Consider the following 11,677-nt stretch of genomic DNA (forward strand, 5'->3'; position numbering starts at 1 on the left):
TTTGATTAAAATTGGATTAATTTCCGAAATTAGACCTAGCCTTAGTCGACAAGCCAAACCTAACAGAGCAAAAACTGTAAAGCAAATTTTTTAGGCCAATCCATCGTACCGAAGACCAAATCGAGGCAAGAAGCTATAAAATCACACATCAAGGGCTTTTCATAAAAACAACTTAGAATCCAAAGTACAGGACAAAAAACACAACACATTGATAAATAGATACAACGTGGGTATTTTTGCTGTCTATGCCCCCCCCCTGATGTTAGTGGCTAGACAAAAACAGATTCCCACTACAAACGGTTGCAACGCTTTTTCCATTCCTTCGACCTGAACTACGACTACCTTACTCAGCTCTTGGTGCTCTTGCCACACCCATCGCTGCTTCACACTTCGCCAGCCGCCGCCATCTACGGACTTTCCCACCGGCAGCTGGACGACTTTTCCTTGGCTTAAAGGTCTGTCACCTCGCACGCACCACCGTTTTCAGCGGGTAGGCCAGTAATGTGCGTATCTGCCGTTCACCCCAGCAAATTATTCAGTTTGCTCGCATGGCATTTGCCTGGACTTATCACACCGGTGAGCAACTCGACACTCACCAGCCCATCCATTTTAAAAAACCATTCAGCAACCTCTCAAGTCAGTATTCCGGCATGGTCTCGACTTCCTCCGCAGTTAATTGTTGAATTTGTCCGCACGATTCGACGATTTCATTCCGTCTCTGCTTAATACCATAGATTACATCAAACAACCGGACTCTCCCCCCCCCTAACTTGGAAAAAACTTCAAGTATTAAATAGTCGTCCGATATAATATTTCATGCCATTTGGGTTCAATTATCCCTCCTTCCGGCTTTCTATACGCAAAAAACCGACAAGACATCTTTTCAGTTATAGTGTTGATGGTGATAATATTAACCGAAAAATAGATGCTTCCGTCGGTATTTGACATATGCCCGATAGAGCTTCCGCAGCCGATAACCGGAATATTTTGTTCATTCACGCTAAAACAAGGAATGTGATGATGCCCATGCAACACCATGCAAACAGAGTTTTTTTGCAGAAATCCCAGAAATAGATCTGCATCTTCCAATGGCATGGTCGGTTTAAAATCTGTTCCAATAATTTGAGCGTAAAACAGATCAGTTTGTGGATGGATTTTCTGGTGAGGGATAGGATGATGATGCAAAATTGCGATTAACTTGAAATCCTTGGCATTTTTCTTTCGCGCTAATTCATATTCAATCTCGTCTAACTGCGATCGATTGACAGAGCCATTTGTCAAGTTACCCTGCACGACGGAGTTAACGCAGATCAAGCCTATCTTTTCTGCGTCGTACCATATGACTTTAGCCATTGGAAATCCAATCGCTGTCAGGTAGTTCTCGTTTATGTTACCGTCTTTTCTGACATCACTACTACCCAAAACCAACAAGGGTTCTTCGACTCCCAGTTGAGCCAAAAAAGTCCAAAACGACCGAACAGCATTCATATGTTGCTCGCCGGGACCTTCCATAAGATTCCCAGTTACCACCGGTACGGTTTTAGCGTTTTCACCTAGTTCTTCAATTAATGACCGTAAAAAATCTTGAACTCTCTGCGTTCTAAAGTTAGCGCTTTTACTGCCAATATTAAAATCACTTAAATGGAGGATATTAATACAAGCACTTTCATGCTCAAAAACTTCGGGAAATTCGGCGCGGTATGCTATTTTCAATTTTCCCATATGGATGTCGGGTTCGCCATTTAGCCGCGAGAACAACCAAATCAATCTTGCATCAATATCAAGTTCCATACCTCCAGGTGAACTCAAAGGAAAAAAAACAGAATCGCCTCCGGGTACTCCTACCAATATCCCTGGCCAGCTGATTGCTTCATTCAGTGCGGTTCTTAATGTCGGATGAATATTGAGGATAGCAGTAGTCTCTTGAGGGGCTTCATCTAGTGCAATGACAACCCCCCGATGATTGAGGCCAGATTTTAAAAGATATTCCAACAAATGTGGATCACACAGAACTTTGTCCGTCTCGACATCGATTCCGGAAGGAATAATGACTGCCAGCCATTGCTTTTGACCTATCATTGCTCTTAATTTAGAGTAAAACTCATCGTCAACTGGACTCTCCCCGTCCAAGTCCAATTCTAATAAATGCTTGGAAAAGTCTTCAGTGACATAATTTGAGTTAGGTATGGCAATGAACTTATTTAATAAAAGCGCTGCCATATTCCTAGCACTCGCCCCCCGATCAAGCGTAGCGACATTGAACATAGGATCAATAATTTGGGCAAGCCAATTAGCAAAGGCTAAGCTGGATGATGTTTGCATTATTTTTGCGATTTTTCTTGTCGAGCTTGCGTTAAATCCCACAGTACCGGAACTACAAATAATGTCAATAAGGTTGAAACACCTAAACCCGTGACAAAAGTCGAAGCCATGGTACCCCAAACTATTGAATAACTAGGAATTCCGAGCGCCATCGGCAAAAGTCCTAAAACCGTAGTCACGGTAGTCAAAATAATAGGTTGTAAACGAACTTTAACCGCCCTATCTATAGATTCTCTACGGGATAAGCCAGAACGGTAGCTACTGTTAATAAAATCGATCAGCACCAAGGCATCATTAACTACTACACCGACCACACCGATGACCGCAATCAAACTGTTGACGGTAAATAAGGATTGCGTCAGAAACTTGCCGATAACAATTCCGATAAAAGCAAACACGATACTGGATAAAATAATGGCGGGTTGTAAATACGATTGAAATTGCGCCGCCAACACCAAGTAGATAATCATCACCGCGACAAAAAAGGCAAAAATCAACGACTGATATGAGCGCTGAGTATTCTCATATTCTCCACTAAATAAAACAGTAGCCCCCGGATATTCGTTTCTAATGTTATCGTAATATTTTGCCACGTCAGCGATAACACTCGCAGACGAAATGGGCGCGCCACTTTTGATATCCGCTTTAATGCTAATGGTGCGTTGCCCCCTGTATCTATTAAGAACACCAGGTTCATCATAACTGCGTAGCTGGGTTAAATCATTCAATAAAATTGGGCTTACGGCATTTTCGATAAAAGGCGTTAATAAAATCTGCCGAGGGTCATCAACGGCCTTGGGGTCCATTAACAGTTTAAGATCTATTTCTTCATCATTGGCTCTGAATTTTCCAATATAACGTCCATCCAAAACACTGCCCGTCATCCTTGTCACGTCACTGCTACTAAGATTGTATTCCTTGACGCGATCATGACGAATATCGAAACGGTAAACCTTTTTTGGCACACCACGATCATCTTCCAACTCCACTAAATAGGGTGCTATATGTTTTTGACTGGTTAAAAAACTCTGCAAATTGTCAGCCAGCTCCGAAACAGCCTGGATATTGCTACCCATTACCTTTATATTAATCGCTTTTCCCGAAGGAGGCCCCTCTTTCATCGGGTGAACGTATATTTGAAAGTTGTCTTTTTCAAATTGTTTTTTCAACTTTGCCCGCATGCTCTCCAAATGACTCATGGGATCGCCAATTTCCTGCTCCTGTTTAGGCGGCAACGTCACCAAAACCACACCATAATTATTGCCGAATACCAGCTCATAATCCTCGTTCATATAAACTCCCGCCAAACCCGAGGCTGATTGAGCTTTGCCAGGACCATCCGCCATAATCGTTCTGGAAACATCTCGGGTTATTCGATCTATTTGCTCCATTGATGTATTAGGCGCCCCCTTAATATCAACGAAATAAATGGCATAATCGTCAGGAAAAAACTGAGTTTTGACAAGCGGTGCAATACCCGTCATCGACACATACATAACGCCGATTGAAACCACAAACAGTCCTCCTACTATTAACATCGTCAAGGCGCGGAACTTCAAGGTCCAATCCAGTATCCTTTCGGTGATACCGCGGAAAAAGGACATAATAAAATTATCTTGTTCCAGCCGTTGGGTTAATTCGATGGATTTTTGCGGCCCGAAATCCAAATAGTGAATAGGCAAGGTAAATAGACACTCAAACAACGAGGCTAATAATGCAAAACTGACCGCAGCTGGAATTTGCGCAAAAAACTCCCCCGTCGTACCGGTCATAAGCAGTAAGGGCAAGAACGCCGCTATAGTAGTAACTGCCGAAGAAATGACCGGAATAGCGACTTCCGCAGTACCTTCTATGATGGCTTGATAGGTTTGACGACCTTCCTTAATATGCCTGTAGATATTATCGGTAACCACAATCGCATCATCGACAATAATGCCGGAAACCAAAACAAATGCGAACAATGTAATTTCGTTGAAGCTATATCCAGCCACATACATAATCAGCATCGTGATCAAAAATGAAAAAGGGATGCCTATCGTAATAAGACCGGCATTTCTAAAGCCTACGAAATACCAAGTAATGCCCGCAACCAACACCATCCCTACCGCTAAATTCCAGCCTAAGGTCGACAAGCCATCGTTTATTTTGATGGATGAATCTTGGGTTAGCGAGACCTCCACTTGTTCGCGATCGAATAAAGGCTTGAATTGATCCAATACCCGTAGAACATTTTCTTTTATGGACAGAGCATTGCCTTCGGGTGTTTTGATCACATGAAGGGATACGGCATTTTTGCCATTGACGGAAGAAATTATACTAGGTCGACGATAATCAAAATCGGCCCGTGTAATCAGATCTTTTAAGCGAACAAAGCCACCGTCTCCATCTCGACGGATAATAGTATTGACTACCTGACTTCGATCATAGAATTTTTCATCTACTTTAATTTGGTACTCTTTTCCTTGCGCGTTAAAGTTCCCTGCAGTGATCGACAAATTACTGTCCTGTAACGCCTTAGCCACTTCATCGAAACTGACGCCTAAGCCTCTTAGCCTCTGAGGGTTCAGGTAAATATGAAACTCCCGCATAAACTCGCCGGCAAGAACAATTTTTTTAACCCCTTCGATTCTTTGCAGCGAAGCTTTAACTTGATCCGCCATTAAAGACAAAGCCCGATTGTCATGCTCCCCCCCCAGATTGACTTGAACCACGGGTAGCAAAACTCCCATAGTCACGTTTTCCATAGTCGGAGGCTCAGTTTCAATAGGAAGATCTGATTTGGCGTTTAGTATCCTTAAGCGAATTTCGTTATAGAGCTTGTCATAATTACTATCATCTATTAGTTTAATCCGAATATAGGATCGTTCGGGTTGCGACGAAGAAGAAATCCACTCAATATTTTCAATATTTTCAATTGCCTCTTCCAACTTACGCGTAACCAGCGTTTCAACATCAGTCGCCGAAGCCCCCGGATAATCGGTCGTGATATTCACGATCGCCATATTAATATCCGGGTAACGCTCGGTGGGCAATGCGAACATCGCATAAAAACCCGCCACAGCAAGCAAGATAAAAATCAGGTTAAAAAAGATTTTTTGTTCCAAAGTAAAGCGGACGAATGCTTGCATAGTTATTTTCGGTTCAGTCTAAATTGATCGCCCAATTTAATTTCCGGTGAGTTTATTTTGACTTTCCCATCTTTCTGTTCGCCCAACAAATTCACCCGAATCGATTTACCATCCTTACTTTGCAGCCAGTATTCTTCATACCGCTGATCCAAGGCCTTTTCAGAAATTGAGAAAACATGATCTTCACTGGGAATCGCTAATGTCAACTCAACCCTAATTCCTCCGCGATATTCGGGCAATTGATCTTGAATTGCTAATTCAACTAAAATTTTACGGGTGTTTTCATCAAATTCGGGGGAAATATGCTCTATAACTGCCGGCACTTTTAAATGATGCTCAGTCAGTAGAACATCGAACCTACCTTTCTGCTTCAAAGCGGCCAATTCATGCTCGGTCAGCATGAGAGGTACTATTAACTTTGAATAATCACCAATATGTGCAACAACCTCGCCTTCACGAATCCATTGGCCTATCTCTATCGCTCTATCAATAACCAACCATCCAATTGGGGCCTTGATACAATGGCGCCGCTTGAGTTCATCAAACCGCTGTTTGCTGATGTGTGCGGCTTGCATTTCACGTTGTGAATTAACCAGTTCGCGAGTTAAATTGTCTAAAACATTGACGGCCGCCGACTGCTTGGCAACTAGTTGCTCATGCCGTGAAACTTCTTTTTGGTAATAGCTCATCTGATTAGTATGCTGAGCAATTTGGTTACTAGCGGCTTGGATATCAAACTGAACAAATACATCGTCTAAGCATGCTAATTTTCCATGCTCGGGAATTGATTCGCCAATATCAGCAAAAATTTCTTTTACTTTTCCAGCAACTTCTGTCGCTAGGGGAATAGTCGCATGCGCCCTAGTAAAACCAACAATAGAAATTTCATGCGTTGCAGACTCAGCAACCGCCCAGAGCTCGTTCGATTCTGCATGAGTAGATTGAGCCCAAACAAATTGAAAGCATATTAGTAAAATGGCAAAGTTGATTTGCATAATCGATTAGCAAAATAGTTAACGTGTGTTGTAAACCAAAACCAGTGGCAATTTTATGAATCCCTCGCGAAGGTCAGCATAGTGTAAAGCTTGTAATGCGGCGATTCATGTTTCTTTTATGCTGGAAGTAGGTCCTGCCTTGAACTATAGGGTGAAAAGAGGCAAGCGAGAAAGCCGATTTCAACAGTGATGTCACAGTCGTTTCCACGACACTATCGGTTTCCTACTTATAAACTGCATGAGGATAACCACCTCGTTAATCATGCTTCTTTAACCGACAAACTACATCCACGTATACTGTAAAGCGCTTAGCAATAAATCAACATGTGTTTTTTTTTGAAATCCGGCTTCGAGCCGATTGGCTTTAACAGCAATCAGTACATGCGAACTTTTGGCCAGGCACTTATCCGCTTGGTCTCGATCATAAGGAATCTATTAAGCCAGTGATTTTATCAATAGCCAAGATTGGTTTATCTTCAAGAGGCAAGGGCTTTTCAGACAAAGCCACGCCTACAGCTTCTGCAATTAAGTTGGGCTTAGCCAATCCCGCCCGAATCAATTGCCCTCTGCCGGCTTTTTGAAGTGCCGCCATCATAAGATATTGATCCAAATTACTTGGAATGCCAATAATTGCTTTGCTCTCAATTAAGGTTTGATACACCATTGGACTCCCCCCGTTGCAAATCACAATATCAGCTTTTTTTACAGCTTGTTCCGCTGGCACGAATTCAGCGGTAAAGCAATTTTGATAAGTATGTAAGAGCTTGGCTTTATCCGCGGTAACGCACATCACTGTCACCGGCATGGTACTCAAGGTTTTGAGAATCATAGGCAATAACGAGCTCTCCCCGGAACTGCCTAAGGTAACGAAAACTATAGGGTTTTCCTTGGGTATTGCATTCCACCATACCGGCAAGGGGGCTCGAGTCGACCACAACACCGGCCCAATAAAAATATGATTGTTAGGCAGAGGCTTCATGGGGATAAGTGACTGAACGTCTGCATAAAGCGTGAAATCGGCATGTGTATAGGTTTCACGCATGTCGCTAGCAAACGAAGCTATACCAAAATGCTTGCATGCCCGTCTGAAAGCCACTGCATGAAGTTTAAAAGCCCAAGGTTGAATAAACTGGAAAATAATGTCAGAAATTTTTACACCTAACAGATCAACAAGAGGATTCTCCGGCACTGGGTAACGCATATCAAGATATGGACTCCAATATGCATTGGTAACAGTGGCATAAGGAATTTTTTTAAGCGTACAGCTCAGAGCGAGAGACAACCGAAAATCCCCTATCACAAAATCCGGCTTAAAAGCCTCAATAGCAGCAATGTCATCATTCACATAACGAACCAGGGTATCGAGCGAATACATAGGCTGCCCCGTGGCGAGCTTTCTTAGGAAAAAATCACTCGATATGGAAAATAAAGGCATTCTTTGCCATGGAACAGCGCCTATCAAATGATCGTAACGAGCATCAGCCGCCATTCCGACCGCGTACTTACCTGTTTTGGTTAATTCCTCGGCCAGCTTGACGCTGCGGGCCACATGCGCCAGCGTAACGGCTTCCGCGAATAATAAGACGCGTTTTCGAGTTTGATTGTTCATAAACCAGCTCTACCCCCTTTTAGATTTCGACAAGATTTTTCACATCTCACAAACACTGTAGATCATAAAGCAGAACATGTGGTGAGTATCAATATGTTGTATCTCGCTTTCATTACCCCCCAATACATCAAGAGTGTCGGTTTTTTTTACACCCACCCAATCACCAGCGGCACACACGCCACCAACAAACACACAAATCATTGTAAAATAATGATAAAAAACATATGGCATGCTTATAGCTTTATACAGAGCGGAAGTATTAATTTCTTTTTTGAATCTTTTTCGGAGTCTATTATGAACATTAAAAACGCAATTAAATTATTGGGTGGCTCGGCATTACTAGGATTAGGCGCAACCGCCAACGCCGCACCGGTACCGATTGACCTGTTTAGTACTCACCAATTTGTCCAAGACCAAACCCCAGGTAATGGTGGCGTTAGCAGCTCTATCGGCGGTGGTGCAGATACTTCCATCCTGGGCGGTGAACGTGACGTATTGGTTAATCAGTTATCCAATAGCGGAGATCCCGGTGCTAGCAGCCAAATTTCTATCTTCCATGATAATGTTTTTGGAAATGATGTATTAAGTTTTAGCAATACATCTGGCGCAGTAGGTTTTGGTCAAGTTCAGTGGGACGGCCTTGACGGCACATCAGCGTTAAACGCTAGCGGCCTGGGTGGATTAGACATCACCGACGGCGGCGTTAACAATGCTTTCTTATACACCATTGTAGAAGCCGACTTGAACTTCCAGTTCAAAATTTCAGCTTATACTGACGCATTGAACTTCGCGGTCATAACCATCAATCAAAACTTTGCTGTAAACTCACCTCTATCGCAAAGCATTGCGCTTGCGGCATTTGGCGCTTGCGGCTTTAATAACGGCGTAATTAGCGTGGCCTGTACCGGTACCGGCGCCGACTTTGCTAATTTAGGCGCTTTCGAAATTGCCTTTAATACCGCAGCGGTAGGCGCCGCTAATATCGACCTTCGGATCGGCAGCATCCAAGCCGTTCCTGAACCAGCGACTATTGCACTGCTGGGCGCTGGCTTGTTAGCTACCGGCTTTACAGCAAGACGCCAAAAACAAAAATTGGCCGCATAAATAGCGCCCTATTAGCGAGTTGAGCTAATATCATAACCGACAGCCTAGCCTCATTTATGGGTCTAGGCTGTTCTTGTTTTCAGACCTGCACAATAAAAGTCTTTTTGATATGCGTAAAATCAGCCCCGCTCAAATTTTGACCTTTGTAGCATTATTCGGCGCCTCACTGATATTAGGCATAACGACAGCCAACCTGCTCTTTGGCCAATTTGCGCTTGGCGATTTCCGCGGTATTGTTTTAGTATTCGCCAGCATCTGCTGTCTATATCTTTACGCAATAACGTTTTACCGCTTATTTCTGGTCTTATATCCGTTTCCCGCCGGAGAAATTGCCAAAAATTCACGCGCAGAATTCAGTTATCATGTTTATTTGCTGTTTTATTTGATTTTATTTTATCCGATAATGCGCAGTGGTTTTGTGCCGATTAGTTTCATGCGCTTATTCTATCAAGCACTTGGCGCAAGATTAGGAGAAAACACCTACAGCTCGGGCATTATCCTTGACCCGCCATTTATTGAAATTGGCGATAACTCTCTGGTCGGACAATTTGCGTTACTTGTACCTCATGCTATCGAAAACGACAAGCTGGCTCATTATCCCATTCGCATTGGGCATAACGTCACTATAGGCGCCCATAGCGTTGTATTAGCCGGTTGCACTATTGAAGACGGAGCTTTGGTGGCGACAGGCGCAGTCGTAAAAAAAGGCACGCACATTGGCCCTGGTGAAGTTTGGGGCGGCGTACCCGCAAAGCTAATTCGTAAATCATCGGATCAAGCCCCCACCACTAACGCCTAAGCCTTTTACTACTCCCACAGGGAGAACAGGGAGCCCCCCCTAAAAAATTTGTTTTCAGGGAATTCAGCCACCCGCCTATTGCGGATAACGCCCAGGTGACAATATTCCGTTCTCATCCAGCGCGTTTTTAATTTTTGCCATGCAATTCGTATATGCACTTTCGGGATACGGCAATTTTCCCATGGACTGAACACCCAACCTATAAGGAAAATAGCCTTTATCTGTCAGCTTTTTTAACAGTTCGTCATGACATCGCATAGCCTTCTCATCTTCGCCCGGAATGTCTCGATCATAGCTTATGCTAATAATTGAATCCATCGCCCGCTCAGTTAACAATGTGATTGAGATAGCCGGCTCGTAACCGTAGTATTGGAAAACATCTTGGGTTATTTCCCAAATTTCCCTAGCATACTGACCATTAATCGGCGCGATGGGGGCTACCCACATCAATCCACATTTATCACGCTCGGGATCCGGAATTTTTGGTGCGCCGTCAGGTTTGCGCCAATACAAACTCGGGACAATATCGTCCGTTGGAATGCCTTTGGTCAAATTGTAAACCGGCTTGAGTACCTTGAGCATTTCAGGCATATTTAAACGTAGAACCCAACCCAGTGGCTTCTGCAGCTTTATAGCAATTTTAAGCATTGTATCGTCCAAAAATTGCAGCTTTTTGATAGGCGCCTTACGTAATTGTTTTTTTATTTTACGTTTGGCCAATGCGATTTCTTCCCGCGTACCGTAAAGGGCACCAGCCGCGCTCCAAGCACCAAAATCCCAAGTTTTACCCAAATCATGCAAGACCTTAACTGGAAGTGGAGTTTGCCCATTGGTTTTATCCCAAGGATAGCGCTGAAACGAAGACAAGACTTTGTGATCATTAGCTATGTGCATTGCACTTTTTATTGTGCCATCCAAAAACAAAGGGCGTAATGTGTCAATCGTAACGGCTAAGTCCTCGTACTTGGCGATACTGAAATAAAAATTTTGAAAGTAGGATGGAGCTGGCATCAACCAGATAGTTAACTGGGTAATGATTCCCAAATTAGATTGCGTAAAAAGCCCATCGATAAAAGGTCCAAGCCCCCATCGATAAATTGGCGTGGCTTTAGCCCCAGCAAATCGGCCTTGCCCGGTGTGAATACAATCACCATTCGGCAATACGACCTCCATCCCTGACACATGCCCAAAATGGTCGCCATAGGGAGTATGCCCAAAACCTCGTTCGGCAATATTGCCGATAATACTATGGTCCATTGGAGCGCCAGTAGCATCCATCCAAAACTTGCCGCCCTGTTGTTGTAGAAACTGATAGAGCACTCGTTGCGTGACTCCTGGCTGTAACGTTACATAGCCAAGCTCATTGTTATATTCGACGATTTTATCTAACCGACTTAACTCCATGACAACACAATTATCAGCTGTGGGCACCCGAGCACCATAACCTATGTTCTTACCTGTGCTTATAGGGTAAATCGGGATGTGATAACGATTTGCAATGCGTAAGCATTCCTGCACTTGATCTCGGTCCAGAGGACAAATAACAGCGGGAATAGAATTTGTTGTAGCAAAAGTTGTTGTTTGATAGGTTAGTCGCAGTTCTTTATCAGTCTTGACATAGCCGCTGCCCAGCAAACTTCTAAACTCAGTTAAAGCACTTTCATAATCAAGATTCATGTCTAGGCCCTTTTAAATATTAAAGATAAAATCTTACACTTTC

At 43.4% G+C, this 11,677-nt stretch carries 7 protein-coding genes; 2 read left to right on the plus strand and 5 right to left on the minus strand.

The window, feature by feature from the left end:
* Nucleotides 1–789 precede the first annotated feature (789 nt).
* From IVG45_RS13730 to IVG45_RS13745, 4 genes are all read right to left on the minus strand, one after another.
* Nucleotides 790–2,322 carry a metallophosphoesterase family protein gene (locus tag IVG45_RS13730; RefSeq protein WP_196434372.1) on the minus strand — a complete coding sequence of 511 codons (1,533 nt, stop codon included), beginning with the start codon at nucleotides 2,320–2,322 and terminating at the stop codon, nucleotides 790–792.
* Complete coding sequence (locus IVG45_RS13735; protein WP_196434373.1) at nucleotides 2,322–5,450, minus strand: efflux RND transporter permease subunit; 3,129 nt, start codon at nucleotides 5,448–5,450, stop codon at nucleotides 2,322–2,324. The genes IVG45_RS13730 and IVG45_RS13735 overlap by 1 nt, the downstream gene beginning before the upstream one ends.
* A 2-nt stretch (nucleotides 5,451–5,452) precedes the next feature.
* Nucleotides 5,453–6,445: an efflux RND transporter periplasmic adaptor subunit gene (locus IVG45_RS13740; protein ID WP_196434374.1), complete on the minus strand. Its 993-nt coding sequence runs from the start codon at nucleotides 6,443–6,445 to the stop codon at nucleotides 5,453–5,455.
* A 421-nt stretch (nucleotides 6,446–6,866) separates the two neighbouring features.
* Entirely contained in the window at nucleotides 6,867–8,054 is a 1,188-nt protein-coding gene (locus tag IVG45_RS13745) for a glycosyltransferase (protein WP_196434375.1), read from the minus strand.
* Between the two features lie 81 nt (nucleotides 8,055–8,135).
* Between IVG45_RS13745 and IVG45_RS13750 the strand changes: the two genes are divergently transcribed.
* Both IVG45_RS13750 and IVG45_RS13755 read left to right on the plus strand, forming a co-directional pair.
* Complete coding sequence (locus tag IVG45_RS13750; RefSeq protein ID WP_196434376.1) at nucleotides 8,136–9,158, plus strand: PEP-CTERM sorting domain-containing protein; 1,023 nt, start codon at nucleotides 8,136–8,138, stop codon at nucleotides 9,156–9,158.
* A gap of 73 nt (nucleotides 9,159–9,231) precedes the next feature.
* Entirely contained in the window at nucleotides 9,232–9,957 is a 726-nt protein-coding gene (locus IVG45_RS13755) for a DapH/DapD/GlmU-related protein (RefSeq protein ID WP_196434377.1), read from the plus strand.
* A gap of 75 nt (nucleotides 9,958–10,032) precedes the next feature.
* Here the strand turns inward: IVG45_RS13755 and IVG45_RS13760 are convergent, their stop codons facing one another.
* Entirely contained in the window at nucleotides 10,033–11,634 is a 1,602-nt protein-coding gene (locus IVG45_RS13760) for an FAD-binding oxidoreductase (protein ID WP_196434378.1), read from the minus strand.
* Nucleotides 11,635–11,677: the final 43 nt, after the last annotated feature.

The organism is Methylomonas sp. LL1, from assembly GCF_015711015.1.
GTDB lineage: Bacteria > Pseudomonadota > Gammaproteobacteria > Methylococcales > Methylomonadaceae > Methylomonas.

Excerpts from the sequence above, each read along its gene's own strand:
- IVG45_RS13730 (WP_196434372.1), bottom strand. The coding sequence starts at position 2,322 with ATGCAAACATCATCCAGCTTAGCCTTTGCTAATTGGCTTGCCCAAATT.
- IVG45_RS13735 (WP_196434373.1), bottom strand. The coding sequence starts at position 5,450 with ATGCAAGCATTCGTCCGCTTTACTTTGGAACAAAAAATCTTTTTTAAC.
- IVG45_RS13740 (WP_196434374.1), bottom strand. The coding sequence starts at position 6,445 with ATGCAAATCAACTTTGCCATTTTACTAATATGCTTTCAATTTGTTTGG.
- IVG45_RS13745 (WP_196434375.1), bottom strand. The coding sequence starts at position 8,054 with ATGAACAATCAAACTCGAAAACGCGTCTTATTATTCGCGGAAGCCGTT.
- IVG45_RS13760 (WP_196434378.1), bottom strand. The coding sequence starts at position 11,634 with ATGAATCTTGATTATGAAAGTGCTTTAACTGAGTTTAGAAGTTTGCTG.